Genomic DNA, 25,378 nt, shown 5'->3' on the forward strand with positions numbered 1-25,378 from the left:
AAACAGTGATCAATGTATGTTTACGTGAAATCACCCATGTCAGGCAACAACGAGTTCTTCATTTGCAACCTGCGCTGCTGTGCGTTCATTCTCAATTGCTAGAGATTCTCTATATTCCTTGGCATCGGCAAACATCGTCCAATGTGCATCGATATTCATATTGGCTACAGTTGATTTAATATCTTTAATGCCGACATTGAAAAATTCTTTCCGAGAATTGACCTTGTTAACCTGTTTTTCATTAAATACTTTATGCAAGTGATTCTCTAATGATGGTGCGTCATCACTGTAAATCATTGCATGTACATCAAAGGCGAAAGGAACACTGGCATCACCAAGTTCACGAACACGGTCTAGAGGTTCAAGTCGACGCGTCATCCCAATTTTAAATACATCCTCACCGAACGAACCTATATTACTAATAACATAGACATGACCTGAACGTGTCTGTTGAGCCATTGAAATCGCACGCTGATTTTTGGCCTCAGCCTCTTCGAATTTAATTTGTAATTCAGCCAGTTTTTGCTCAAGAGCAAGTCGTTGCTCTTCACCTGCAATCATTAGTTCTTTAGTCGCTTTGTCGATAGCCTGCTGAATCGTTTTCTCTTCTTTTTCGGCTTCTTTTATCGCTCTCTCATATTCTCGGCGAGCTTTTTCTTCTTCGCGCAACTGCTCTTTGATGCGTCTTTGTTCTTCTTTTTCTTCGAGCATGATCTCATTAACTGCAACGCCCCATTTAAGTTCGTTGAGTCGGGCCTGTAAGTATATATCAGTGATCTTAGCTGACCTAAAAGCTGAGCCATTATAATTTACAAGCTGAAATGCATCCTTAATTTCTTGGGAAAGTTTGCCATAATTGTTATGTTTGATTTTAGAAAGTGTACTATCAACTTTTCCATTGAACGCATCTAATACAAATTTTATTGCAGTATTACGTCTATTAGGTTCGACATATTCACAACTTGCCGCTTTGCTCGTTTTTATTAAAGATTTTGTTAACTCTCTCGCTTTTTGGAGTTCTCTGCCTGCATCAGTAAATTCATAATTCTCTGCAAGTTCATCCAGAACACTTCGGTTTGGCACTATCCATTCATCACCGTACCCTTCAATTTTATTTTTCATTGATTTGGCTACAGCTTGGTAGGTTTCTGCAAACTCTTTCGCTTCATATGCAGAACCAGCAATCTCTTTTGCTCGGACCTCTGCGTCTGATATTATTTTCATTGCATTGTCATTTGCGTTGGAAATTAGTTCATCAGCTTTACTATTTGCGTTATCTAACCGCTCTTTAGCTTTCAAACGAGCATCGCGTGCATCTTTGGTGATTGCTACTGCTTCGTTGTTAGCATTGCTTATTGTGAGCCGGGCTTGGTTATGAGCTTCATTTATAGCTCTGGCAGCCTTTATTTGAGCTTCATCAATTTTTTCTTTGGCTATAGAGTCAGCTGTTTTTATCTTTTTCTCAGCATCCTGGACTGCATCATGTAACTCTTGATACTGCCATAAGGGGGAGGCATTTCCTTCAAGTTCAGAGTGCTCTTGTATGGATTGGGCTAATTTATCTTGGGTTTCGCTTAATTGATTTCCTATGGCTTTATTACTGGCAGCCAAGATATCCATTTCTGTTTTATGTTTTTTGTTTTTCTTGACCAAAATGATAGCTAAGATGGGAGAAAATAAGGCTAATAAAAATACTGCTGTGATAAATAAATTCATTACTAAATCCTTTACTCTATCAGTTTGAAACTGTCGTGCTTCTTACACATGCAATCACTTCTATATCTGAAAAAGCACACTCAAAACTATTATCTGTAGTGGAAATTTTAATCATGCCCTTAGGCAGTCTGGTAATCAGTCTAAAGGAATACGTCCCATCGATATTGATCAACCAGTGCCCATCCAGCACATCTGTGAATTTTTGCTCACAGATGTATGTGGTAGGCCCATCAAGAACGACAATTGGGGTCGAAAGCTTCGCAGGAAGAAATGATGAGTCAAACACGTATGAACCATCTTCAACCATTTTTCCCGCAGTAATACGAAACTTCACAAGCTCTTCAGTAGTAGCAGTTTGGGAACTTTGCTTAAGTCCTTGCCCGGTGGTTAACCAGTTCAGAGAGGTGCCTGTTTCAAGAGCACATTGGATTATCCAGTCGGCAGGAAAGGTATCTCGCATGTACCGGTTAGCCAAAGTACTTTTCGATACTTCTAAGTGATCAGCTAGAGCCTGCCGCGTTGTAAAACCATAAGCCTCGACCAGACGTTCAATCGCAGCCTTACCACCCTGATTGGGATTTAATTTGATCTCACTTGGGTACTTTGGTGTTGACATATCTCTTATGCGATCCTAATATCAATTTCGTTCCCATTTGGGGACTTATCACGATTACCACAGGCTCACCACAAGCCAATAGGAGATGTTGCATCATGACCCCTAACATTTCAATCAGTCTTAATACACCGCACGTCACAATTGAGCGCTACAGCGAGCTTACGGGCCTGCCAATCGACACCATCAATGACATGTTGGCTGATGGCCGCTTACCTCGCCATCGCCTACGTAAAGATAAAAAACGAGAAAAAGTAATGATTAACATCGTTGCTCTTACCGTAGACGCGCTCTCAGATTGCAATGTAACTATCAACTAGTTCCATTTTGAGATACATCGGAGCATCTGACTATGTTTGACTATCGCGTATCAAAACATCCTCACTTCAATGAAGCCTGTCGGACCTTTGCCTTGCGCCACAACATGGCAAAGCTGGCAGAGCGCGCAGGAATGAACGTCCAGACCTTGCGCAATAAGCTCAACCCGGAGCAACCGCACCAGCTCACCGCACCGGACATATGGCTGCTAACCGACCTTACCGAAGACTCCACACTGGTTGATGGCTTTCTGGCACAGATTCATTGCCTGCCGTGCGTACCAACCAATGAGGTGGCTCGGGAGAAAATGCCGCAATACGTATTGAGCGCTACCGCTGAAATCGGACGCGTAGCAGCGAGTGCAGTTTCTGGCGCTCAGCTAAATGCCGCTACTCGCCGTCAAGTGGTCGAGAGCGTCAATTCCGTTACCCGGCTTATGGCTCTTACCGCGATTTCTTTGCAGGCGCGTTTGCAGGCTAACCCAGCGATGGCGAGCGTGGTCGATACCGTGACGGGCCTTGGATCATCGTTCGGGCTGAGTTGAGGTGTTTATGCTGGACAACGAACCATCATTTGCGTCGTTACTGGTTAAGCAAAGCCCTGGAATGCATTTCGGTCACGGCTGGATTGCAGGAAAGGATGGTAAACGCTGGCACCCGTCCCGCTCACAGGCGGAATTACTGGCTGGTCTATCTACCACGAAGAAGGGGAAGCCATGGCTATTGAAGGCGCTTCAACGACTCGTTCGATAAGCCCAGGAGAGCGCTATGAGGGACTGAACCACATAGCCGAATTACGGGCAAAGATATTCGGTCATAACGTTGAGTCAGAGCTTGAGCGGTTTATTGAAGATATGAGTGACCCACGGGACGCTAACAATAAGCAAAACAAGCGTGCATTAGCCGCCATCTATTTTATGGCAAATATTCCGGCAGAACGTCACAGCGTCAAAATTAGTGAGCTGACGACTGACGAAAAGCGGGAGCTGATAAAGGCAATGAACCATTTTCGTGCAGTGGTGAGCTTATTTCCTAAACGGCTAACCATGCCGAATTAACCCACAACAGAAATTAATGGCGTAAACCCGCCGGGCATTCTTTTGCCCAAATTCAGGAGAAACACGATGCGAAATATTGAAATCCGCTCTACCAAAACAGGCCCGGACGATGCAGGGCTTAATCAGTTGCTGACTGATGCACGCATGGAAGAACGCCGGGGCCGCGCTGATGTATTTGCTGCGCATCTGGAAAAACTGGCAGTGCATATCACCCGCGACAAACTCAATGGCACTGAGGCTGCAGAGCTACTGCGTAACGCCGCAGAAACCATCCAGAACGAAGCGCAGGAGATCCACTGATGGCTGATTCAATGGACCTTGTGCAAGAGCGTGTAGAAGAAGAACGTCAGCGGCACATCCACACCGCCCGTAACAAAGCGCCGGGCGTTTCCCGTGTTCTTTGCATTGATTGCGATGCACCGATCCCGCCAGCTCGCCGCCGCGCTATTCCGGGTGTGCAGTGCTGCATCACCTGCCAGGAAATCGCAGAGCTGAAAGGCAAGCACTACAACGGAGGTGCTGTATGAGCACCATCCTAAAATGGGCGGGCAATAAAACCGCTGTTATGCCTGAGCTGATGAAGCATCTGCCTGCCGGTTCTCGTTTGGTTGAACCGTTCGCGGGTTCGTGTGCTGTGATGATGGCGACAGACTATCCTCATTATCTTGTCGCGGATATTAACCCTGACCTGATTAATCTCTATCGCCAGATTAAATTGAACAGTGAACGGTTTATTGCTTACGCGCAGGGATTTTTTGAGGGCGCGAAGGGCGAGACTGCTTATTACAACGCCCGGCAGGATTTTAATCATTCATCGAATGTATGCGATTTCTGGAAAGCTATATTTTTCCTTTATCTTAATCGCCACTGCTATCGTGGATTATGTCGCTACAACCTGAGCGGACATTTCAATGTCCCTTACGGAAACTATAAAAAACCCTATTTTCCCGAAAAGGAAATTCGTGCATTTGCCGAAAAGGCTCAACGTGCCACGTTCATCTGCTCCAGCTATGACGAAACGCTGGCAATGTTGCAGGCGGGTGATGTGGTTTACTGCGATCCGCCTTATGACGGTACTTTTGCGGCATACCACACTGCAGGATTTACTGAGGATGATCAGTATCACCTGGCGTCGATTCTTGAGCGTCGTTCATCAGAAGGTCATCCGGTTATTATTTCCAATAGTGATACCTCCCTGATTCGTTCCATTTATCACAACTTCACCCGGCACTGCATCACCACAAAACGAAGCATGGGTGTTGAGGCCGGAGACAGTAAGTCTGCAGCGGAAATTATCGCTGTTTCTAAACAACGCTTTTGGGTTGGATTCGATCCGGCGAGAGGTCCTGATTGTTCTGCAGTGCATGAGGTGCACGCGTGAGCCATCACGATGTTAAAAACTACGGCGGCGCATCTGATGCCGCCGCTGCTTTTGCCTGGAATGCCCCGAAAAAAGCAGTCAATCCATACCACGACCCGGCAGAAGCTACGCCGGGTTCTGCGCTTTCAAACCTGATCACTCTCTACGCAGCGGATAACGAGCAGGAAAAGCTGCGCCGCGAGGCATTGAGCGATGAGGTCTGGGAACGCTATTTCTTCAATGAATCCCGTGATCCTGTCCAGCGTGAAATGGAGCAGGATAACCTCATCAGCCGGGCAAAAATGGCACGGGGACAACAGCGAGCAAATCCCGACCTGGTGATCATCGCTGATGTAAGCGCTGAGCCAGTCCACATCAGAAAACCGCTGCTGGAACGGATTAAATACTTTCATGACCTGGGCAGGGCAAAGGCGTATTCCCGCTATCTGCGCGAAACTATCAGGCCATGCCTTGAGCGCCTGGCGCGTGTGCGTGAAAGCCAGGTGTCTGCTTCCTTCCGTTTTATGGCAAGCCATGACGGGCTGGAAGGCTTGCTGGTTTTGCCTGAAATGAATCAGGACCAGGTAAAACGTCTATCAACGCTGGTTGCGGCGCACATGAGCATTTGCCTGGATGCGGCCTGCGGTGATCTGTTCGTCACGGATGACGTAAAGCCAGAAGAAATCCGCCAGTCATGGGAGAGGGTAGCGGCAGAGGCCATGCGTCTTGATGTTGTCCCGCCAGCCTTTGAACAGCTCCGCCGCAAAAGACGCCGCCGTAAGCCCGTGCCCTATGACCTCATTCCGGGATCGCTGGCGCGGATGCTGTGCGCAGACTGGTGGTATCGCAAGTTATGGCGGACGCGTTGCGAGTGGCGCGAGGAGCAGCTGCGCGCCGTCTGCCTGGTCAACAAGAAAGCGTCCCCGTATGTCAGCTATGAAGCTGTGATCCATAAGCGCGAACAGCGCCGCAAGTCACTGGAGTTCTTCCAGTCGCATGAGCTGGTGAATGCCGACGGCGACACGCTGGACATGGAAGACGTGGTTAACGCCAGCAACAGCAATCCGGCACACCGTCGCAACGAGATGATGGCCTGTGTTAAAGGACTGGAGCTTATCGCGGAAATGCGCAGTGATTGCGCCGTGTTCTATACCATCACCTGCCCGTCACGCTTCCACGCGACCCTCAACAACGGCAGGCCAAATCCAAAGTGGACCAGCGAAACGGTCCGGCAGAGCAGTGATTATCTGGTCGATACCTTCGCCGCATTCCGCAAGGCTATGCACAAAGCCGGGCTGCGTTGGTATGGCGTCCGCGTTGCAGAGCCGCACCACGACGGCACCGTACACTGGCATCTGCTGTGCTTCATGCGCAAAAAAGAGCGTCGGACCATCACTGCGCTACTGCGTAAATTTGCCATCCGGGAAGACCGCGAGGAGCTGGGGAACAATACGGGGCCGCGTTTCAAGTCTGAGCTGATTAACCCACGCAAAGGCACGCCGACAAGCTACATCGCAAAATACATCAGCAAGAACATCGACGGACGCGGGCTGGCTAAAGAAGTCAGCAAGGAAACGGGCAGATCATTGCGCGACAGCGCGGAGCACGTCACCGCCTGGGCATCACTGCATCGCGTCCAGCAGTTCCGTTTTTTTGGCATTCCGGGCCGCCAGGCATACCGCGAGCTGCGTTTGCTGGCGGGTCAGGCTGGCAGAGTGCAGGGCGATAAAAAAGCAGGTGCCCCGATTCTGGAAAATCCACGACTGGACGCAGTGCTGGCTGCTGCAGATGCAGGGTGTTTTGCCACCTACATCATGAAGCAGGGCGGCGTACTGGTTCCCCGCAAACATCACCTGGTCAGAACGGCATACGAGCTTAACGACGAGCCGGGCACCTACGGCGATCACGGCATCCGAATCTATGGCATCTGGTCCCCGATCATTGAGGGCCGGATCTGCACGCACGCAATCAAGTGGAAGATGGTCCGTAAGGCCGTTGACGTTCAGGAGGCGGTAGCCGACCAGGGCGCTTGCGCCCCTTGGACTCGTGGCAATAACTGTCCCCCTGTTGAAATTTTGAACCAATCAGGGGGCGATTTACCTGAAACCAGTGAGACGGAGGCGCAGACGGATCTCCATAATCTGAGCGCTAAGGAACGCCGGGAGCTGACCGCCCGGCTGAGGCTGGTAAAACCGAAGCGTCGGAAAGGGTACAAACAGGATATTACCGATCACCAGCGTCTGCAGCTCGACGCTGAGCTGAGGTCCAGAGGCTTTGCTGCGAGTGAAGCGGAGGTGGATCTGCTTCTGCGTGGTGGCAGTATTCCATCTGGAGCCGGGCTGCGCCTGTTTTACCGGAATCAACGGCTGCAGGAGGATGATAAGTGGCGGCAGTGGTACTCATAGCCGCTATGTTGCTTAACGTGATGGCGATGGCAGTATGAGACATATCTTATGGAAAGCTTAAAAAGCGTTTTACATTCGGAAAAGCATCATTTACTGTATATATAAACAGTGGATATATATACAGTTATTTATTCAGTAGTACCGATAGGAGGGAAGATGCAGGATTATTTCTTGGAGTCGTTGAAGCTCCAGCGCATAGATTTTTTTATCAAGCTTGTAGCGGCTAGCGAGTGTGATGACGAAGAAAAGCGGCTGGCCATCCAGTGGGTTTCTGAGTTGACGGATGAGCTGATGGCGAAAATTCGTGCTCATGAATACGGTCGCTCGATGGATCTTCCCAGTTAGTAGCAGGAACGTTGCTGGCGTGAGAACGTGATTCTGACGTCAGTAACGTTGAACAACGAGTACAGCGAGGCGTTAGCCATGGGCAGCAAGACCGTTCTTGCCAGTTCGTTTGCGGAGTTAAGTATTAAAGCGACCGAAACTTAGTAGTTGCTCCTTTTGTAGAAATAGAAAGGATATGCGAATGCAACGGGTTATCTTATTTAAATTTGGATAATATTGGCGGGAATCAACAATAATTGGGTGATGGGGGCGTTTATAGCATCTATTGCTTAAATTTTGAAACTTTAAGGCATCATAATTACGAGATTAATTTTTAGGGGAAATCATGAACAAAACATCTTCTCTCGCCAGTGGTGGTGTTGCTGTAGCTGCTATTGTTGCTATTAAATTATTTGCTAAGACTGCTATTTTTGCCTCATTATTTGGAGGGGTTGCGGTAGCAAAAAACATGTATGAATCCTCAGTGATAAAAGTCAAGGATGAGGTTAAGGCATTTAATGAAAAAAATCCTAACGAACCTATTTATATGTATGAAGATAAAAAGGAGTTAGTGTTTAACGACGTTGTTGGTGATATTTCGGATAGCGACGTTGAAAATGCAAATCAAGATGCTTTAAATGATGCGAAAGTAACATTTAAAAAAGAGGATGTTAGTTTTATTGAGAAAAATAAAGATTCATCATCGAATTATTTCCTAATAAAACATGGATGGACAGAAACTCATAAGATTAAGACTAAAAATGACACTCTGATTGTTAGTTATGCAATAGTCGGCGCGGACCTCAATTGATGGAAGCCGTATTTGTATTGGTCTCGAAATTACTACTCATCTTTGGTATTTCGTTTTCAGAGAGATTTGATACCGCTGGTATAATTTACGCTACTGGTTATTTTCTTGCGGTAATAGCTATTATTCTGGCTGCGTTTGTATTGTATGTGGCTTTAAAACAATACATGTACAACCATAAGGTAAAAAGAAGTCACGAGTATAAAATAGAGAAGATGCTTTCAGATATTGTTAGCGATAACTTGAAAAAATAACTCAAATGAATATGAGTTTATGTTTTATGTTTTATGTTTTACCATTGCTTGGTTTTACTAATGAGTGACCTGTTATGTTAATTAATATTAGGAAGGGTATTGAACGTCTTGCGTGTGTAGCGGCAGCACTCAGTATCATCATCGGTTTTTTAATTGCCATGAATTCCATTTCAGATGGTTACTGGGGGGATGCTAAAATTGGTTTTTATTTTGCATTTTACGGTGCGATTTTTTTCATTTATGGTTCTCAGGTTTTATTGTGGGTGGTGTATGGTTTTTCAGGTCAAAAATTTGAGTTTAAGCTTAACCCGATTAACTTGCTGAGGTAATGTCTCTATAAAAAATTGTTTTCTTTTTTTATTTGCATTAATTTTGTCTCCAAGTTGCTTTCATTGTTATAACAGCATGCAATGCGGAAAGTGCTTTTACCCAGCATAAATAGCAAACCTCCATTCACCGAGCTTGGTGCATGTCTATGCCGCATGGATCCGCATGATCCCTCGTAATCATTTTCCCCTTCAATCCTCCCGGCTGTCGGCTCTTACAACATCCAGCCTGGTGCATGAAAACATGCGCATTAAGAGAAGCGGGCAGGCGGGCGGGGCTGCGCGCGCTGAGAGGTAAAGCAGTGAAATTGGCCGCAATTTCCGTCGCGCTATCTTATTCAAATGATGTGAGGGTTGGGAACGAAATAAAAACAGCGCCCCACAGAAAGCTACTGAGGCGCTGTGATTGGCGGTCTGATTGTTGAGTTGTTGGGCGGGATTAGCTACGTTTACTTTTGAAGCCTAAGTCGTAAGGTTCGAAGCGGATCACTTCTTCACCCAGCCAATCATTCAGCTCCTGCAGGCGTTTCTGCAGTGGCATCAGCTCATTCCTCACAAAAACCCGACTAGCCTTCTCCACATCCCCAAAACCCCCAACATTACTCGGCATAATTCCCATCATCTGCGGCGGCACGCGGTGCGCTGCCATCATGTCATCTCGGCTAACATTTTTGATGTTCAGAAACTCATCCTTTGCCGCCACTTCTGACAGCGGAATGATCTGAATGCCGTCCTTTTTGCCGTTAGGCGAGTACATAAACAGGTTGCGGAAATTGCCCGGACCTTTGGCGCTTTTCATGGCCTGGCGGATGTTGTTCACATCCTCCTGGTTCTGAGCGGCGTCGGTCATGTACATGATGAAGCCCGCATGGCTGCCATTGATGTAATACTTCCGGCGGAACAGCGTGGCTGACTCGTTCAGCAGGGCGGAAGGGATAGCGGACAGATATTCTGGCAGGCCGTAAATCTCCTGGTTCAAATCCGGCTCCATCAAGTGAAAGATACTGCCTTTGGTGAACTCATACGGCTGCGTTGTCATGCCGTATTGCACAAACCAGTAAGTATCTAGATCGATCCCACGACGGGTATATTTCGCCAGCGATGGCTCCAGTGACAGAATCCCGCCGAGCCGATTGGTGCGCTTCTCCAGATAGGCGTTACCAAACACCAGGTAGTCCTGCACGAAACGGGAAAAAGCCTGCTGGCTGAGCAGCGGGTGCGGGATAAACGTGCTGGTCAGAATGTTGCGCTTAACGGCAATCGGTGAGCTGTGATGCACGGCGGCGCGGTAGGTGCGGGCCAGGCCATCAAAGCTGACGGGCGGCTCAAACCATCTGTCCATCTGCACGCATTCCACATAGTCCAGCAGTTCGCGGCGGTCCAGTACCGGGATCGGGTCGCCAAAGCTGAACGCTTCCGCGCGGGCGCTGTTCTGCATCTGCGCTGCTTCCTGCACTGATGCGGTACTGGTCAGGGCGTCGTGTTCACTCATTAAAAAATCTCCACAATGTTGCTGGTATTGGCGGCCTCGCCCTGCAGCGGTTCGTTAAACAGCGCGTGCATCGTCGCCCAGGCCAAATCTGCATGGCTGGCTTCTTCGCTGCGGCTGGCTTCGTAGGTCGGGCGATTGCCGCTGGCGGTGGTGGCCCGGCGGATTGCCATGAATGACTGCGCAATGTCGGTGTGTCCGGCGTCGAACTCCAGGCGGCGGTGACTGATAATGTCGTATGCCTTGAGCACCAGGGCGTTTTTCACGTTCGGGTTGTAAACAAACTCACGCACGGCAGGGAAAAATGCTTTCACGTTCTCGTAAACGCCGTGGCCCACGCCCGTCGAGTCGATGCCGATATAGGTCACGTTATACTGCTGGGTCAGCTGCTTGATGGCGTCGGCCTGGGCGCGGAAGTCCATGCCGCGCCACTGGTGGCGCTCCAGTATGCGGAACTTGCCGCCCGGCACGGCAGGTGGAGCCATGACCACACATCCGGCGCTGTCGCCGTTCTGCGTGCCCTTCGCCGGGTCATAACCGATCCACACTTCACGCCAGCCAAACGGGCGCAGCGCCAGGGCCTGAAAATCGGTCCACACTTCCCAGCTGTCCACCATGCACGCCTGCAGCTCGCTGAGCGGAAACACCGACGCGAGGTCGTCGATAAATTCACACATCAGCAGGTTCTGGTATTCGTCCGGGCTGTACTCCATGCGCAGCTGGTCAATGTCGAACAGGTTACAGCCGCCACGCACCGCATCTTCCACGGTGACAATCTGGCGATACTGCCCGTCCGGGCAGAGCAGGCCAGGGGCCAGGCTGCCGTGGGTTAGGTCAATATCCACCTTGTCCGTCTTGGCGCGGCCCCGGTTGAACAGCGCCCCGGACCAGAACGGATAGGCGCTGTGGGTCAGGCTGGATGGCGTTGAGAAGTAGGTCTGACGCCAGCGTTTATGGATCGCCATGCCGGAGGCCACTTTGCGCAGCTCCTGGAATTTCGGTATCCAGAAATATTCGTCCAGGTACAGGTTGCCGTGGTAGCTCTGTGCGGTGCGGGCGTTGGTGCCGAGGAAGTACAGCGTTGCGCCGTTGGGCAGCACCATAGGGTCGCCTTTCAGCTCCACATCCACCTCTTTGGCGAAGTCGATGATGTACTGTTTAAAGACGTGCGCCTGGGCCTTGCTGGCGGAAAGGAAAATCTGATTGCGCCCGGTGGTGATGGCGTCAATCAGTGCCTCACGGGCAAAGAAGAAGGTCGCGCCAATCTGACGGGATTTAAGCAGGTTGCGGATGCGGTGACGGTTGCCCGCCTCCCACCAGTGGCGCTGATAGGCGAACATCGAGCTGTGGAAAATCTCCTGCAGCTTTTCGGTCTGTTCGTCGCTGAATACGTTCTTTTCCGCTGGCTTGCGCGGGCCTTTGTTGCGGTTCGCCACGTTGGGGTTAAGGTCGGCCTCGTTGCCGCCGTCGTTAAATTTGCCAATGCGGGCATGGCGTTCTGACTGACGCGCCAGCAGGTCAATCTCTTTGAAGTCTTTCCCTTCCTTCTGCTCCTTCATGATGAGCTGGCAGTAACGCGCGGCAGTGGTGAGCTGCATCTGATCCAGCGGGCCATACTCGCCCCACTTGTCGCGCTTCTTCCAGCTGTGTACGGTTGCAACTTTCTCGCCCAGCATTTCAGCAATGCGGGCTACGCGGTATCCCTGAAAATACAGCAGCATGGCCTGCCGACGGGGATCGAGATCTGCGGGAGTCAGTGTGGTGTTCATGACACAAGATTACGGCCTTGCCTGACACCTTTCCCCGGCTGCGTTTTGTGTAGTGAACCCCACAAAGCCCGCGCGTTGTTTCACTCCCCCCATCCCAGCAAACATAAGGCTCCAGTAAGTTATTTCTAACGGAGCATGGCTCATGACAGCGAAAGCAAAGCGTTTCCGCATCGGGGTGGAAGGTGCCACCACTGACGGACGCGAAATCCAGCGTGACTGGCTGGTGCAGATGGCAGCCAGTTACAACCCGGCGGTGTACACCGCGCAGATTAACCTTGAGCACATCAAGTCCTACGTGCCGGACAGCACCTTTAACCGCTACGGCACCGTGTCTGCGCTGGTTGCTGAGGAAATTAAAGACGGACCGCTGGCAGGCAAGATGGCGCTGTATGCCGACGTCACCCCGACCGACGCCCTTGTGGCCCTGGTGAAGAAAGGGCAGAAGCTCTTTACCTCCATGGAAGTCAGTCCGCAGTTTGCCGACACCGGGAAAGCCTATCTGGTAGGACTGGCGGCCACCGATGACCCTGCAAGCCTCGGCACCGAAATGCTGACGTTCAGCGCCACCGCCACCCATAACCCGCTGGCAAACCGCAAGCAGAACCCGGAAAACCTGTTTTCTGCTGCCGCCGAAACGGTTATCGAACTGGACGAAATCCAGGACGACAAGCCATCCCTCTTTTCCCGCGTCACCGCGCTGTTTGCAAAAAAAGAGCAGACCGATGATGCGCGCTTCTCTGATGTGCATAAGGCCGTGGAGCTGGTTGCCACTGAACAGCAGAGCTTTGGCGAACGTACCGATAAATCCCTGTCAGACCAGGAGACGCGCCTGTCTGAGCTGGAAGCCTCACTGCGGAAGCAGCAGGCCGATTTTGCGGCGCTGCAACAGCAGCTGAATGCTGAAGACAGCCGCAAGGATTACCGCCAGCGTGCGCCGGGCGGTGACGCGCCGGCTGGCACCGTGACTAACTGCTGATGGAGCACACAACCCGATGAAACAGAAAACCAAATTTGCCTTTAACGCTTACCTGATGCAGCTGGCCCGCCTGAACAATGTTCCGGTGGAGGAATTGTCCAGCAAGTTCACGGTGGAACCCACCGTGCAGCAGACCCTGGAAGACCAGATTCAGCAGTCCGCCGCGTTCCTGACCCTGATTAACGTCATGGGTGTGTCTGAGCAGTCCGGGCAGCTGCTGGGGCTGGGTGTCGGCAGCACCATTGCCGGGACCACCGACACCACCGCCAAAGAGCGCGAAGCGGTTGATCCAACGCTGATGACGGACGTGGAATACAAGTGCGAGCAGACCAACTTTGACACGGTGCTGACCTACGCGAAGCTGGACCTGTGGGCTAAATTCCAGGACTTTCAGCTGCGCATCCGTAACGCCATCATCCAGCGCCAGGCCCTGGACCGCATCATGATCGGCTTTAACGGCGTGAAGCGTGCCAAAACCTCCAATCGTGTTGATAACCCGCTGCTGCAGGATGTGAACAAAGGCTGGCTGCAGAAAGTGCGCGAGGATGCGCCGGACTGCGTGATGGGCAGCACCACCGATGCAGACGGCACCACCACGGCAGCCCCGGTAAAAGTCGGGCCGGGTGGTCAGTACATCAATCTGGACGCGGTGGTAATGGATGCCGTTAACGAGCTAATCGACCCGATTTTCCAGGACGATGACGGTCTGGTGGTGGTCTGTGGGCGCGCCCTGCTGGCGGACAAGTATTTCCCGCTGGTCAACAAAGAGCAGGACAACAGCGAAAAAATGTCCGCCGATCTCATCATCAGCCAGAAACGCATGGGCGGTCTGCAGGCGGTGCGTGCGCCGTTCTTCCCGGCGAATGCTCTGCTGGTCACTCGCCTGGATAACCTGTCCATTTACTGGCAGGAAGACACCCGCCGCCGTGCCGTTATCGACAATCCAAAGCGTGACCGCATCGAAAACTTTGAATCCGTCAACGAGGCGTATGTGGTGGAGGACTACCGCTGCGTGGCTCTGGTGGAAAACATTGATATCGGTGATTTCACCCCGCCTGCTGCTGAGGAAGAACCAGCCGAATCAGGAACGGAGGAATAACGCATGAGCCTGAGTCCCGCACGGCAACACCGCCTGCGCGTTCAGGCTGAACAGGCCGCCCGCACAGGCGGCAGTGTTCGGCATGCGTCGGGCTATGACCAGATGCTGCTGCAGCTGGCAGAAGATAAGCGCCGCCTGAAAGGCATCCAGTCCACGGTGACCAAGGCGCAGATTAAGGTGGAGCTGCTGCCGAAATATGCCGCCTGGGTGGCGGGCGTGCTGGCGGCTGACGCTGCGCAACAGGATGACGTAGTGATGTACGCCATGCTCTGGCGCATTGATGCCGGTGATTATGCCGGGGCGCTGCAAATCGCAGTCCACGCGCTGCGCCATGGCTGGGTGATGCCGCTGGGCAATCGCAACACGCAAACGGTACTGGTTGAGGAGCTGGCAGATGCAGCGCAGGTCGCTATCACCGCCTCACAACCTTTTGAGACGGAGTGTTTGCTGCAGGCGCTGGATATGACCGACGGCAGCGACATGCCGGATCAGTCTCGCGCCCGTCTGCATAAAGCCATTGGCCTTTTGCTCAGTGAAACCAGCCCGGCCTCCGCCCTGAATCACCTGACGCATGCACTGCAACTGGACCCGCGCTGCGGCGTGAAAAAAGACAAAGAACGGCTTGAGCGCAGACTGCGCAATGACAGCCAGTGACGGAACGTGCCCCGCGCACGGGCGGCACGGGATGGCGACAGGCAGCGCCTTATCAAAATCCCGTCCACCGCCCACTTTTTCAGGAGAAAGCGGTATGCAGTTTGTTGCGCCTGAGCAGGCCCCGGAACAGGCGGAGGTCATCAAAAATACGCCGTTCTGGCCTGATGTGGACCTGTACGAATTTCGCAGCGTGATGCGCACTGACGGCACGGTAACGCCCGCCCGGCTGAAACAACTGGCGCTCACGGCAATGTCAGAGGTCAACGCGGAGCTATACACCTTCCGCCAGCGCCAGCAGGTGCTGGGCTACCGGATGCTGGCAGATGTGCCCGCAGAAGAACTGGACGGCAAAAGTGAGCGCCTGCACCACTACAGCAATGCGGTGTATTGCTGGGCGCGGGCGGTGCTGAATGAGCGTTACCAGGACTATGACGCCACGGCGTCTGCAGTAAAGCGCGGGGATGAGCTGACGGAGGCCAGCGCGGATCTCTGGCGTGATGCCCGCTGGGCGATCAGCCGGGTGCAGGATACGCCGCACTGCACGGTGGAGCTTATCTGATGAAAGTGCGTGCGCACCAGTATGACACGGTGGACGCGCTTTGCTGGCGTCACTACGGGCGCACGCAGGGTGTCACTGAGCAGGTGCTGCGGGCAAATCCGGGGCTGGCTGAATATGGCCCCTTTTTACCTCACGGACTGCAGGTGGAGCTGCCGGATATAACGGAAACGCCCACCGTGCAGACCGTTCAGCTATGGGACTGAGCCATGACGCTTGAAAAAATCAGTGCCTTTATCACCTGGTGTATCGCCGTTGTGCTGGCGTGGATGGGGGAGCTGTCCATCAAGGATGCGTCCACGGTGGGCGGCGTATTGATTGGCGCACTGATGCTGCTGATCAACTGGTACTACAAACATAAAACTTACCAGCTGCTGCGTGCCGGGCGGCTTTCGCGGGAGGCATATGACTCCATCAATCGTTAAGCGCTGCCTGGTCGGTGCGGTGCTGGCCATCGCCGCCACGCTGCCGGGTTTTCAGTCACTCCACACCTCGCTGGATGGTCTGAAACTGATTGCGGATTACGAAGGCTGCCGCCTGCAGCCGTACCAGTGCAGCGCGGGTGTGTGGACTGATGGCATCGGTAATACCTCCGGCGTGGTGCCGGGTCGGGCCATCACTGAACGGCAGGCGGCGGGGATGCTTATCACCAACGTGCAGCGCGTGGAAAGGGCCCTGGAAAAATGTGTGCGGCAGACGGTGCCGCAAAAGGTCTATGACGCGGTGGTGTCATTTGCATTCAACGTCGGCACGGGCAATGCCTGCAGCTCCACGCTGGTTAAGTTGCTCAATCAACAGCGCTGGGCAGAGGCATGTCGCCAGCTGCCGCGCTGGGTGTATGTCAAAGGTGTATTCAATCAGGGGCTGGACAACCGCCGCGCGCGGGAAATGGACTGGTGCCTGAAAGGGGCAGGCGCATGACGCGCGTGCTGGCAGTGATGCTGGCGGTGGCTCTGGCGGCGTTGAGCTGGCAGTCGTGGCGGCTTAATAACGCCAGCCACACTATCGAAGCACAGGACCTCACACTGAAAGGTAAGGCTGATGAGCTGGTGAAGAGAAACAGTCAGCTTATCAGCCTGTCCATCCTGACCGAAACCAATAGCCGGGAGCAGACGCGGCTCTATGCGGCGGCAGAAGATACGCGCTCATTGCTGCATCAGCGTCGAAACCGGATCGAGAAGCTTAAACGTGAAAATGAAGATTTGCGCCGCTGGGCTGATACTCTTTTGCCTGCTGATGTTGTCAGGCTGCGCGACAGACCCACCCTCACAGGAGGTGCAGCTTACCGTGAGTGGCTGTCCAAAGGTGACGCAGTGCCGCCTGGAAAGGTCAGCGCCACGCAGTAACGGCGATCTGCTGACCCTGCTGGATGAAACGGAGGCCGCCTGGGCGGTCTGTGCCGACAAAGTGGACACCATTGTGTCCTGTCAGGAGCGAGACAGTGAACAAGCCGCAGTCCCTACGCGCCGCGCTGAATAAGTCAGTGGCCTACGTTCGGGAGAACCCGGACAAGCTGCATCTGTTTGTGGATAAAGGCTCACTGGTGGCAACCGGGGCCAGTTCCATGTCATGGGAATATCGTTACACCCTGAATGTGGTGATTGAAGACTTTAGCGGCGATCAAAACCTGCTGATGGCCCCGGTGCTGCTGTGGCTGACGGAGAATCAGCCTGATGCCATCAACCACCCGGAACTGCGCGAAAAGCTGTTTTCTTTTGAGGTGGATATTCTGCGCAATGACATTTGTGACATCAGTCTGGACCTGCAGTTGACGGAGCGCATTCTGGTGAGTTCGGAGGGCGGAACCTCCACCGTCAAGGCGGAGCCGGAGCCAGATGTGCCGGAAGAAATGTGGACGGTGAAGCGTGGATAACCTACAGAAAGTTGACGCCTGGCTGGCGGCGCTGCTGGCAAATCTGGAGCCAGCGGTGCGAAAGCGAATGATGCGGGAACTGGCGCTGCAATTGCGTCGAAACCAGCAGAGCAATATCCGCCTGCAGCGCAATCCTGATGGCACCGGCTACGAGCCGCGCCGGGTAACGGCTCGAACAAAGAAGGGGCGCATTAAGCGGCAGATGTTCGCCAAACTTCGCACCACGAAATACCTGAAAACTGCCTCCACCGCAGATTCTGCCAGTGTGCAGTTTGTCGGGCAGGTACAGCGCATTGCACGGGTGCATCATTACGGCTTACGTGATCGTGTAAGCCGTCGGGGGCCAGAGGTACGGTATGCGGAGCGGGGGTTATTAGGCGTCAATGATAAGACAGAAAGGTTAGTAAGTAACACCCTTTTAAACTGGCTGGCTCAGGGAGTATAGATTGAACAAATACCGCATCAGGATTACTGATCTCATGATCTCCTTCTTATTTTTACGGTTTAAATTCTGCTAAATTGCATCTTTATCAGTTCGTTAGAGAGATGTGCGATGTCAGGAAAAATGATTTTTTTATCTCACATTACTGAAGAGAAGGCACTCGCAAAAATCATCAAAGATGCAATCGAAGATGAATTTGCAGGATTTGTCAGTGTTTTTGTCTCTTCAGATGGGGAAACAATTAAGGCTGGGCAAAATTTTCTGAAAGTAATAGAGGATGGTCTTGTTAATTGTATTGCAGCGATATATCTAATTAGCCCTGCCTCTGTAACGAGAAGTTGGATCAGCTTTGAATTGGGGGCTGTCTGGATAAGAAATGCTCTAAATCAGCGGGAGGAAAAGGATGAGGTTCCTGCTCTTCCTTTTTGTCATTCCGGTATGGCTTGTAATGCTCTCCCACAGCCTATTTGCAACTTGAATGCAATCGAGGCAAATATGGCGTCAAGGCTCGAGTTCGCGTTTAGGTCTTTACAGTCTGCGGTAGGAGCCAAAGGTCGATTGAGAACCGATTTTAACGATTTGGCTTCTAAGATTGTTGCTTTTGAAAAGCAATATGTCTTATTTGATAATCTTGAAAAAATCTTCAATGCCCTCAGGCTTAACAAAGAAGCATTAATTAACATCAAAGCTAATGTGTTAGGCAATCCTGAAAGTGAATTCACTGTAGGCATTAATGTGGCTCCTACGGCAGTGGAAAAAACGGTCGAAGATATAATTCAGAAAATACCTGCTGGCTTGATAAGGACGCAATCTCAATTTCTAGGAATGACAGTGACGGAAAATGATTCATTTCCAGGATGTAATCTTCAAGTCATTTTTAAGATGGATTTATTGAGAGACTATTTCAACAAGTCAGCATCCATCTGAGTTGTACAGTAGATAACACAACCCGCCTTACTTACTAATCCTGCACCTTCTCGTGCAGGATTAGCTTATGAACGCACAACTTACCGAAATCATGCGCCTTATCACCAACCTCATCCGCACCGGAACTGTAACGGAAGTGGACCGGGAGAACTGGCTGTGCCGGGTGAAGACGGGCGACCTTGAAACCAACTGGATTAACTGGCTGACGCTGCGTGCGGGCACGTCACGTACCTGGTGGAAACCGTCCGTGGGGGAGCAGGTTGTGCTGTTCAGTCTGGGCGGCAATCTGGAAACCGCGTTTGCGCTGCCTGCTGTCTACTCAAATCAGTTTCCTCCCCCGTCCGACTCTGAGGACGGCAGCGTGACGGAATACCCGGATGGTGGCTGGTTTGAATATGAGCCTTCAACCGGGCGCTGGTACGTCCGGGGGATTAAATCGATGGTGATTGAGGCGGCGGATAATGTCACCTTTAAAACCGGGGAGTTTGTTGTGGAAGCTGAGACCACCCGCATTAACAGTGAGGTGGTGATCAACGGTGGCGTCACCCAGGGCGGCGGCCCGATGAGTTCAAACGAGATCGTGGTGGATGACCATGCGCACAACAAAGTGAAGTCCGGCGGCGAGACATCAGGAGGTCCGGTATGACGATGTATTCCGGCATGAGCAGTGCCACGGGCAAGGCCATCACCGACACCGAACATCTGCGCCAGTCCGTGAAGGACATTCTTATCACCCCGCAGGGCAGTCGCATTGCGCGCCGGGAATACGGTTCGCTGCTATCTGCCCTGATTGACCAGCCACAAAACCCGGCGCTGCGTCTGCAGATGATGAGCGCGGTGTACGTCGCGCTGATGCGCTGGGAGCCACGGCTGACGCTGGACGGAATCACCATCAACAGCAGTTTTGACGGTTCGATGGTGGTCGAGCTGACCGGGCGACGTACTGATGGCGCGCCAGTGTCCCTTTCCGTATCAACAGGAGCAGAGAATGGCAGTTATTGACCTTTCCCAGCTACCGCCGCCGCAGATTGTGGATGTGCCGGACTTTGAGACGCTACTGGCTGAGCGCAAGGCAGCGTTTGTGGCGCTGTATCCAGCTGACCAGCAGGACGCGGTGCGCCGCACACTGGCGCTGGAATCTGAACCGGTAACCAAACAGCTTCAGGAAAGTGCCTACCGGGAAATTCTGCTACGCCAGCGTATCAACGAGGCGGCGCTGGCGGTGATGGTGGCCTATGCCAATAGCAGCGACCTGGAGCAGCTCGGCGCTAACTACAATGTTAAGCGCCTTACGGTCACGCCTGCCGATAAAGATGCTGTACCGCCCGTGGCGGCGGTGATGGAAACTGATGAAGCACTGCGCCTGCGCATCCCGGCAGCCTTTGAGGGGTTGTCTGTGGCGGGACCCACTGCAGCCTACGAGTTTCACGCCAAAAGTGCGGACGGGCGCGTGGCAGATGCCAGCGCAACCAGCCCGGCCCCGGCTGAGGTGGTGCTGACCGTATTAAGCCGGGAGGGTGACGGCACGGCGGATGCAGACCTGCTGGCGGTGGTGGAAAAAGCGCTGAACAGCGAGAGCGTGCGCCCGGTGGCTGACCGCCTGACGGTGCGCGGAGCTTCAATTGTGAATTACAGCGTGCGCGCCTTGCTCTATCTCTATCCAGGACCGGAGTCTGAACCCATTCTGGAAGCGGCAAGGGCAAGTCTGCAGAAGTACATCGCCAGCCAGACCCGGCTGGGGCGGGATATTCGCCTGAGCGCCATCTATGCGGCCCTGCATGTTGAGGGCGTGCAACGGGTGGAACTGCTTTCGCCCCTGGCGGATGTGGTGCTGGATAAAACCCAGGCCGCCTCCTGCACTGACTGGAGCGTGAGCGTCGGGGGCACGGATGAATAGCCTGCTACCGTCCGGTTCGTCACCGCTTGAGCGCCGACTGGCGGAGAGCTGCAGCGGTATTTCCGATCTGCAGGTCCCCCTGCGTGACCTCTGGAACCCGGCAATGTGTCCGGTTGCCTTTTTGCCTTATCTGGCCTGGGCATTTTCCGTGGATCGCTGGGACGAAAGCTGGGCGGAGAGCGTGAAACGCCGGGTGGTGCAGGATGCCTTTTACATTCATCAGCACAAGGGCACAACCAGTGCCGTGCGGCGTGTGGTGGAGCCGTTCGGTTTCCTGATCCGCATTCTGGAGTGGTGGCAGACCAACGAGGCACCCGGCACGTTCCGGCTGGATATTGGCGTGCAGGACCAGGGCATCACGGAGGAAACCTATCTGGAGCTGGAGCGCCTGATAGGTGACGCCAAACCCTGCAGCCGCCATCTGATCGGCATGTCCATCAACCTGCAGACCAGCGGCCCGTTTTGGGTCGGCGCTGGCACCTACATCGGGGAGGAAATCACCGTCTACCCGTATATCAACGAAACCATTACCTCCGGCGGCCCGGCCTTTGCGGGCGGGGCGGTCCATGTTATCGACACTGTGAGAGTGAACCCATGAGCGCAAGATTTTATACCCTGCTGACGGACATTGGCGCGGCAAAACTGGCAAGTGCCGCCGCGCTCGGTGTGCCGCTGAAAATCACCAAAATGGCGGTGGGTGACGGGGGCGGTGTGCTGCCGACACCCAGTGCGCAGCAGACTGACCTGATTGCAGAAAAGCGCCGCGCCGACCTGAACATGCTCTACATCGACCCGCAGAACAGCAGCCAGATTATTGCTGAGCAGGTAATTCCCGAAACAGAAGGTGGGTGGTGGATCCGTGAGGTCGGACTGTTTGATGAGACAGGCGCGTTGATTGCCGTCGGCAACTGCCCGGAAAGTTACAAGCCGCAGCTGGCTGAGGGCAGCGGGCGCACGCAGACCGTGCGGATGGTGCTGATCACCAGTAGCACCGACAACATCACCCTGAAAATTGACCCGGCAGTGGTGCTGGCAACCCGCAAGTATGTGGATGACAAAGTGCTGGAGTTGCGGGTGTACGTGGATGACCAGATGGCGAAACATATAGGTGCTGCTGATCCGCACACCCAGTACGCGCCGAAAGATAGTCCGACACTGACAGGCACGCCGAAAGTGCCCACCGCTGCTGCTGGAAACAACACCACGCAGATTGCCAGCACCGCATTTGTGAAAGCTGCCATTGCCGGGCTGGTTGGTTCGTCGCCTGCCGCACTGGATACGCTGAACGAGCTGGCGGCGGCATTGGGTAACGATGCGAATTTTGCCACCACCATGACCAATGCCCTGGCAGGTAAGCAACCACTGGACAATACGCTGACAAACCTTAGCGGAAAGGACGTTGCCGGGCTTCTCTCATACCTTGGTTTAGGAGATGTCGTCCATCTGACAGATTTTACTAATGGCAGTGGGTGGATGCGCTTTCCTGATGGAACAATCATTCAGTATGGTTTTTGTTCAGGTCTTACATCTGGCGCTGTAATTGATATCACGCTACCTATTGCTTATCCGTCAGGTATTGCTCAGGTAATTGTGAGTCACGACAACGTTAATCAGGCAACCCGCCCAACTGTTTACTCAGCGCAACCCAAGCCTGGTTCGCGGAGTGTTATTCAGGCGTCAGCGATGACTTTAATGGCTTCAACTGTCGGGGGGAATGTCACTCGGGCGGCTGATGATGCGGCATGTTACGGTCGTTATTTAACTATTGGGCGATAAGCAAGGAATAAAAATGAGCGAATATTATTTTTCACCTTCTGAAAATGCATTTTATCCAGTTTCATTACGCGACTTATATAACGAAGCAGGAACCTGGCCTGCTGATGGTGTGGTTATTAGTGGAACAAAATATACTGAATTTTCTGGTGCTCCCCCTAAGGGGAAAGTTCGTGTTGTTGGTGAAGACGGATTTCCTGCATGGGATGATATTCCCCCTCCGACGCCTCAAGAGGAAATGGTTGCGGCTGAGACGCAAAAGCAGTCATTAATTGATCAGGCGAATAGTTATATCAACAGTAAGCAGTGGCCCGGCAAGGCTGCATTAGGCAGATTAACTGATGCTGAAAAAGAGCAATATAACGTATGGCTGGACTATCTCGATGCGCTGGAAGCGATGGACACCTCCAGCGCGCCGGATATCAACTGGCCTGGTGCCCCGGAGGTGTAGGCCATTCCGGGTCTACTGTATCAACTCGGATCAGCAGCCCCCGGTATTCTTTCCATTCAGCTAATGCGGCAGTCCCTTCTTCCGTCGCTATACCGAAAGTTTTCAGCGGGTACGCAGTAGCGCCCCCTATTGTGCCAGTGCCGACACAACCGCCATCACGTGCGCCGCGCGCGCAACCACCAGAACATAGACGTACCCCTGTAAACCGGAGAAATGCCTTATGGCTCAGGATTACCACCACGGGGTGCGCGTTGAGGAAATCAACGAAGGCACCCGCACTATTACCACGGTGAGCACCGCCATTGTGGGAATGGTCTGCACCGGGGATGACGCCGACCCGTCAGTGTTTCCCCTCAATAAACCTGTCTTACTGACCGACGTACTGACCGCCAGCGGCAAAGCAGGTGAGTCCGGCACCCTGGCCCGTTCACTGGATGCGATTGCCGACCAGGCCAAACCTGTCACCGTGGTTATCCGCGTGGCGCAGGGTGAAACCGAAGCGGAAACCACCACCAACATCATCGGCGGTGTGACGGCTGACGGCAAAAAAACGGGCATCAAGGCGCTGCTCTCGGCGCAGTCTCAGCTGGGCGTGAAGCCGCGCATCCTCGGCGTGCCGGGCCATGATACGCAAGCCGTTGCCACCGAATTACTGGGCGTGGCGCAGAGTCTGCGCGGGTTCGCTTACCTGTCGGCCTATGGCTGCAAAACGATGGAAGACGCGATCACTTACCGTGAGAACTTTAGCCAGCGTGAAGGGATGTTGATCTGGCCTGACTTCATCAACTTTGACACCGTGCTGCAGGCCGATGCCACGGCGTTTGCCACGGCCCGCGCCCTGGGTCTGCGCGCCAAAATCGACGAGCAAACCGGGTGGCACAAAACCCTGTCCAACGTCGGCGTGAATGGCGTCACCGGGCTGTCGGCGGATGTGTTCTGGGACCTGCAGGACCCGGCAACCGATGCGGGCCTGCTAAACCAGAACGACATCACCACGCTTATCCGCAAAGATGGCTTCCGCTTCTGGGGTTCCCGCTGCCTGAGCGATGATCCGCTGTTTGCCTTTGAGAGCTACACCCGCACGGCGCAGGTGCTGGCTGACACTATGGCAGAAGCCCATATGTGGGCGGTGGACAAACCGCTTAACCCGTCACTGGCCCGCGACATTATCGAAGGTATCCGCGCAAAAATGCGCAGCCTGGTGAGTCAGGGTTATCTGATTGGCGGTGACTGCTGGCTGGATGAGTCCGTGAACGATAAGGACACGCTCAAGGCCGGGAAACTGCTGATTGATTACGACTACACGCCAGTGCCACCACTGGAAAATCTGCTGTTACGCCAGCGCATCACGGACCAGTACCTGATGAATTTCGCCAGCCAGGTCAGCGCATAAGGGGGGCAACATGGCTTTACCACGTAAGTTAAAACACCTGAACCTGTTCAACGACGGGAACAACTGGCAGGGGATCGTTGAGTCCCTGACCCTGCCGAAATTCACCCGCAAGTTTGAGAAGTATCGCGGCGGCGGCATGGCTGGCGCGGTGGATGTGGACATGGGGCTGGATGACGGCGCGCTGGATACCGAATTTTCCATTGGTGGGATGGAGTCGCTGCTGTTTAAACAGCTGGCGAAGACCACCGCCGACGGCGTGCAGCTGCGCTTTACCGCATCCATCCAGCGCGATGACACCGGAGAAGTGCAGGCCGTCGAGCTGGTTGTGCGCGGGCGTCATAAAGAGATTGATTCCGGCGAGCTGAAAACCGGGGAGAGCAACGCCACCAAAGTCAGCAGCACCAACAGCTACGCCAAACTGACCATTAACGGCGAAGTGCTGTACGAGGTCGACACGATCAACATGGTTGAAATCGTGGACGGCGTGGACCTGATGGAAGCGCACCGCCGCGCCATCGGCCTCCAGTAACCCATAACGGCGCGGGCTACCGCGCCAGAACTCACTTTTTCAGGACAAGAACATGAGCGACAAAACAAACGAAAAAACCGTGGTGCTGGATACCCCAATCCTGCGCGGCAAAAGTGAAATCAAAGAGGTAGTACTGCGTAAACCCCAGTCCGGCGCGCTGCGTGGCACACGACTGCAGGCCATTATGGATATGGACGTGAGCGCGATGATGACCATCATTCCGCGCATTTCCAGCCCGACACTTACCCCGCAGGAAATGGCGGAGCTGGACCCGGCAGACCTCACCGCAATGTCCGTGGAGGTGGTCACTTTTTTGTTGAAGAAGTCGGTGCTTGCCGATTTGCCGACAGCCTGACGGTTGATGACCTG

At 53.2% G+C, this 25,378-nt stretch carries 38 protein-coding genes; 33 read left to right on the forward strand and 5 right to left on the reverse strand.

The genetic code is table 11. The annotated features are described in order from the left end of the window. Positions 1–39 precede the first annotated feature (39 nt). Together MUU46_RS18175 and MUU46_RS18180 are read right to left on the reverse strand one after the other, a co-directional pair. Positions 40–1,716, reverse strand: coding sequence for an SNIPE associated domain-containing protein (locus MUU46_RS18175; protein ID WP_258966245.1), 1,677 nt, complete (start codon positions 1,714–1,716; stop codon positions 40–42). Positions 1,717–1,735: 19 nt separating this feature from the next. Continuing rightward, the gene (locus MUU46_RS18180) at positions 1,736–2,332 is read right to left on the reverse strand and encodes a phage repressor protein CI (protein WP_258966246.1); all 597 of its coding nucleotides are present in this window, start codon (positions 2,330–2,332) and stop codon (positions 1,736–1,738) included. Between the two features lie 95 nt (positions 2,333–2,427). Here MUU46_RS18180 and MUU46_RS18185 point away from each other — a divergent pair, with 95 nt between their 5' ends. The 12 genes from MUU46_RS18185 to MUU46_RS18240 all read left to right on the forward strand — a co-directional run bounded on the left by MUU46_RS18185 (position 2,428) and on the right by MUU46_RS18240 (position 9,184). Further along, positions 2,428–2,649, forward strand: a complete 222-nt coding sequence (locus MUU46_RS18185; RefSeq protein WP_258966247.1) for a regulator — start codon at positions 2,428–2,430, stop codon at positions 2,647–2,649. A 32-nt stretch (positions 2,650–2,681) separates the two neighbouring features. Further along, on the forward strand, positions 2,682–3,191 hold the full coding sequence (locus MUU46_RS18190; RefSeq protein ID WP_258966248.1) for a phage regulatory CII family protein: 510 nt from the start codon (positions 2,682–2,684) through the stop codon (positions 3,189–3,191). Positions 3,192–3,198: 7 nt separating this feature from the next. Then, a complete protein-coding gene (locus MUU46_RS18195) occupies positions 3,199–3,399 on the forward strand; it encodes a phage filamentation protein Fil family protein (RefSeq protein ID WP_258966249.1) in 201 nt (66 codons plus the stop codon). Continuing rightward, on the forward strand, positions 3,363–3,704 hold the full coding sequence (locus tag MUU46_RS18200; RefSeq protein WP_258966250.1) for a DUF5347 family protein: 342 nt from the start codon (positions 3,363–3,365) through the stop codon (positions 3,702–3,704). Before MUU46_RS18195 ends, MUU46_RS18200 begins: the two co-directional genes overlap by 37 nt. A gap of 66 nt (positions 3,705–3,770) precedes the next feature. Next, the gene (locus tag MUU46_RS18205) at positions 3,771–4,004 is read left to right on the forward strand and encodes a DUF2732 family protein (RefSeq protein WP_159464969.1); all 234 of its coding nucleotides are present in this window, start codon (positions 3,771–3,773) and stop codon (positions 4,002–4,004) included. Continuing rightward, positions 4,004–4,231, forward strand: coding sequence for a TraR/DksA family transcriptional regulator (locus tag MUU46_RS18210; protein ID WP_258966251.1), 228 nt, complete (start codon positions 4,004–4,006; stop codon positions 4,229–4,231). Before MUU46_RS18205 ends, MUU46_RS18210 begins: the two co-directional genes overlap by 1 nt. After that, the gene (locus MUU46_RS18215; protein ID WP_258966252.1) at positions 4,228–5,085 is read left to right on the forward strand and encodes a DNA adenine methylase; all 858 of its coding nucleotides are present in this window, start codon (positions 4,228–4,230) and stop codon (positions 5,083–5,085) included. Before MUU46_RS18210 ends, MUU46_RS18215 begins: the two co-directional genes overlap by 4 nt. Further along, entirely contained in the window at positions 5,082–7,469 is a 2,388-nt protein-coding gene (locus tag MUU46_RS18220; RefSeq protein WP_258966253.1) for a replication endonuclease, read from the forward strand. Before MUU46_RS18215 ends, MUU46_RS18220 begins: the two co-directional genes overlap by 4 nt. Positions 7,470–7,625: 156 nt before the next feature. Further along, positions 7,626–7,814: a hypothetical protein gene (locus tag MUU46_RS18225; RefSeq protein ID WP_258966254.1), complete on the forward strand. Its 189-nt coding sequence runs from the start codon at positions 7,626–7,628 to the stop codon at positions 7,812–7,814. 325 nt (positions 7,815–8,139) lie between these two features. Then, positions 8,140–8,604 carry a hypothetical protein gene (locus MUU46_RS18230; RefSeq protein WP_258966255.1) on the forward strand — a complete coding sequence of 155 codons (465 nt, stop codon included), beginning with the start codon at positions 8,140–8,142 and terminating at the stop codon, positions 8,602–8,604. Continuing rightward, complete coding sequence (locus MUU46_RS18235) at positions 8,604–8,855, forward strand: hypothetical protein (protein WP_258966256.1); 252 nt, start codon at positions 8,604–8,606, stop codon at positions 8,853–8,855. The genes MUU46_RS18230 and MUU46_RS18235 overlap by 1 nt, the downstream gene beginning before the upstream one ends. A 74-nt stretch (positions 8,856–8,929) precedes the next feature. Next, positions 8,930–9,184, forward strand: coding sequence for a hypothetical protein (locus MUU46_RS18240; RefSeq protein WP_258966257.1), 255 nt, complete (start codon positions 8,930–8,932; stop codon positions 9,182–9,184). A gap of 436 nt (positions 9,185–9,620) precedes the next feature. Here the strand turns inward: MUU46_RS18240 and MUU46_RS18245 are convergent, their stop codons facing one another. Then, positions 9,621–10,673 carry a phage portal protein gene (locus MUU46_RS18245; protein ID WP_258966258.1) on the reverse strand — a complete coding sequence of 351 codons (1,053 nt, stop codon included), beginning with the start codon at positions 10,671–10,673 and terminating at the stop codon, positions 9,621–9,623. Next, entirely contained in the window at positions 10,673–12,439 is a 1,767-nt protein-coding gene (locus tag MUU46_RS18250) for a terminase ATPase subunit family protein (RefSeq protein ID WP_258966259.1), read from the reverse strand. The genes MUU46_RS18245 and MUU46_RS18250 overlap by 1 nt, the downstream gene beginning before the upstream one ends. 142 nt (positions 12,440–12,581) lie before the next feature. On the opposite strand from MUU46_RS18250, the gene MUU46_RS18255 reads away from it, so the two are divergent. The 18 genes from MUU46_RS18255 to MUU46_RS18340 all read left to right on the forward strand — a co-directional run bounded on the left by MUU46_RS18255 (position 12,582) and on the right by MUU46_RS18340 (position 23,087). Beyond that, the gene (locus tag MUU46_RS18255; RefSeq protein ID WP_258966260.1) at positions 12,582–13,415 is read left to right on the forward strand and encodes a GPO family capsid scaffolding protein; all 834 of its coding nucleotides are present in this window, start codon (positions 12,582–12,584) and stop codon (positions 13,413–13,415) included. A 16-nt stretch (positions 13,416–13,431) separates the two neighbouring features. Continuing rightward, a complete protein-coding gene (locus tag MUU46_RS18260; RefSeq protein WP_258966261.1) occupies positions 13,432–14,514 on the forward strand; it encodes a phage major capsid protein, P2 family in 1,083 nt (360 codons plus the stop codon). Positions 14,515–14,517: 3 nt separating this feature from the next. Further along, positions 14,518–15,168, forward strand: coding sequence for a phage terminase small subunit (locus MUU46_RS18265; protein ID WP_258966262.1), 651 nt, complete (start codon positions 14,518–14,520; stop codon positions 15,166–15,168). Positions 15,169–15,262: 94 nt separating this feature from the next. Further along, on the forward strand, positions 15,263–15,727 hold the full coding sequence (locus MUU46_RS18270; protein ID WP_258966263.1) for a head completion/stabilization protein: 465 nt from the start codon (positions 15,263–15,265) through the stop codon (positions 15,725–15,727). Further along, on the forward strand, positions 15,727–15,930 hold the full coding sequence (locus MUU46_RS18275) for a tail protein X (RefSeq protein WP_166515006.1): 204 nt from the start codon (positions 15,727–15,729) through the stop codon (positions 15,928–15,930). The genes MUU46_RS18270 and MUU46_RS18275 overlap by 1 nt, the downstream gene beginning before the upstream one ends. Before the next feature lie 3 nt (positions 15,931–15,933). Next, positions 15,934–16,149 carry an HP1 family phage holin gene (locus tag MUU46_RS18280; protein ID WP_258966264.1) on the forward strand — a complete coding sequence of 72 codons (216 nt, stop codon included), beginning with the start codon at positions 15,934–15,936 and terminating at the stop codon, positions 16,147–16,149. After that, positions 16,130–16,645, forward strand: a complete 516-nt coding sequence (locus MUU46_RS18285; protein ID WP_258966265.1) for a lysozyme — start codon at positions 16,130–16,132, stop codon at positions 16,643–16,645. Before MUU46_RS18280 ends, MUU46_RS18285 begins: the two co-directional genes overlap by 20 nt. After that, positions 16,642–17,070, forward strand: a complete 429-nt coding sequence (gene lysB / locus MUU46_RS18290) for an Rz-like lysis system protein LysB (protein ID WP_258966266.1) — start codon at positions 16,642–16,644, stop codon at positions 17,068–17,070. Before MUU46_RS18285 ends, lysB begins: the two co-directional genes overlap by 4 nt. Next, positions 16,961–17,203: an Rz1-like lysis system protein LysC gene (gene lysC, locus MUU46_RS18295; protein ID WP_258966267.1), complete on the forward strand. Its 243-nt coding sequence runs from the start codon at positions 16,961–16,963 to the stop codon at positions 17,201–17,203. Before lysB ends, lysC begins: the two co-directional genes overlap by 110 nt. After that, the gene (locus MUU46_RS18300) at positions 17,166–17,597 is read left to right on the forward strand and encodes a phage tail protein (RefSeq protein ID WP_258966268.1); all 432 of its coding nucleotides are present in this window, start codon (positions 17,166–17,168) and stop codon (positions 17,595–17,597) included. Before lysC ends, MUU46_RS18300 begins: the two co-directional genes overlap by 38 nt. Next, complete coding sequence (locus tag MUU46_RS18305; protein ID WP_258966269.1) at positions 17,590–18,042, forward strand: phage virion morphogenesis protein; 453 nt, start codon at positions 17,590–17,592, stop codon at positions 18,040–18,042. The genes MUU46_RS18300 and MUU46_RS18305 overlap by 8 nt, the downstream gene beginning before the upstream one ends. 108 nt (positions 18,043–18,150) lie before the next feature. Beyond that, complete coding sequence (locus MUU46_RS18310; protein WP_258966270.1) at positions 18,151–18,966, forward strand: toll/interleukin-1 receptor domain-containing protein; 816 nt, start codon at positions 18,151–18,153, stop codon at positions 18,964–18,966. Positions 18,967–19,033: 67 nt separating this feature from the next. Continuing rightward, complete coding sequence (locus MUU46_RS18315; protein ID WP_258966271.1) at positions 19,034–19,612, forward strand: phage baseplate assembly protein V; 579 nt, start codon at positions 19,034–19,036, stop codon at positions 19,610–19,612. Beyond that, positions 19,609–19,968, forward strand: coding sequence for a GPW/gp25 family protein (locus tag MUU46_RS18320; RefSeq protein WP_258966272.1), 360 nt, complete (start codon positions 19,609–19,611; stop codon positions 19,966–19,968). The genes MUU46_RS18315 and MUU46_RS18320 overlap by 4 nt, the downstream gene beginning before the upstream one ends. Beyond that, on the forward strand, positions 19,955–20,863 hold the full coding sequence (locus tag MUU46_RS18325; protein WP_258966273.1) for a baseplate assembly protein: 909 nt from the start codon (positions 19,955–19,957) through the stop codon (positions 20,861–20,863). The genes MUU46_RS18320 and MUU46_RS18325 overlap by 14 nt, the downstream gene beginning before the upstream one ends. Next, a complete protein-coding gene (locus tag MUU46_RS18330) occupies positions 20,856–21,461 on the forward strand; it encodes a phage tail protein I (protein WP_258966274.1) in 606 nt (201 codons plus the stop codon). Before MUU46_RS18325 ends, MUU46_RS18330 begins: the two co-directional genes overlap by 8 nt. Further along, a complete protein-coding gene (locus MUU46_RS18335) occupies positions 21,458–22,639 on the forward strand; it encodes a phage tail protein (protein WP_445326603.1) in 1,182 nt (393 codons plus the stop codon). The genes MUU46_RS18330 and MUU46_RS18335 overlap by 4 nt, the downstream gene beginning before the upstream one ends. A 13-nt stretch (positions 22,640–22,652) precedes the next feature. Continuing rightward, the gene (locus MUU46_RS18340) at positions 22,653–23,087 is read left to right on the forward strand and encodes a tail fiber assembly protein (RefSeq protein ID WP_258966275.1); all 435 of its coding nucleotides are present in this window, start codon (positions 22,653–22,655) and stop codon (positions 23,085–23,087) included. Here MUU46_RS18340 and MUU46_RS23000 read toward each other — a convergent pair. Beyond that, positions 23,059–23,328: a tail fiber assembly protein gene (locus MUU46_RS23000; protein WP_374685015.1), complete on the reverse strand. Its 270-nt coding sequence runs from the start codon at positions 23,326–23,328 to the stop codon at positions 23,059–23,061. The two genes, MUU46_RS18340 and MUU46_RS23000, sit on opposite strands and share 29 nt — an antisense overlap. Between MUU46_RS23000 and MUU46_RS18350 the strand changes: the two genes are divergently transcribed. The 3 genes from MUU46_RS18350 to MUU46_RS18360 are packed head-to-tail and all read left to right on the forward strand — an operon-like array spanning position 23,308 to position 25,364. After that, positions 23,308–24,480: a phage tail sheath protein gene (locus MUU46_RS18350; protein ID WP_258966276.1), complete on the forward strand. Its 1,173-nt coding sequence runs from the start codon at positions 23,308–23,310 to the stop codon at positions 24,478–24,480. The two genes, MUU46_RS23000 and MUU46_RS18350, sit on opposite strands and share 21 nt — an antisense overlap. A 10-nt stretch (positions 24,481–24,490) precedes the next feature. Next, the gene (locus tag MUU46_RS18355; RefSeq protein WP_110512037.1) at positions 24,491–25,009 is read left to right on the forward strand and encodes a phage major tail tube protein; all 519 of its coding nucleotides are present in this window, start codon (positions 24,491–24,493) and stop codon (positions 25,007–25,009) included. A 52-nt stretch (positions 25,010–25,061) separates the two neighbouring features. Then, a complete protein-coding gene (locus tag MUU46_RS18360; RefSeq protein ID WP_110512038.1) occupies positions 25,062–25,364 on the forward strand; it encodes a phage tail assembly protein in 303 nt (100 codons plus the stop codon). The last annotated feature ends 14 nt before the right edge of the window (positions 25,365–25,378 follow it).

The organism is Scandinavium tedordense, from assembly GCF_024764965.1.
Lineage (GTDB): Bacteria > Pseudomonadota > Gammaproteobacteria > Enterobacterales > Enterobacteriaceae > Scandinavium > Scandinavium tedordense.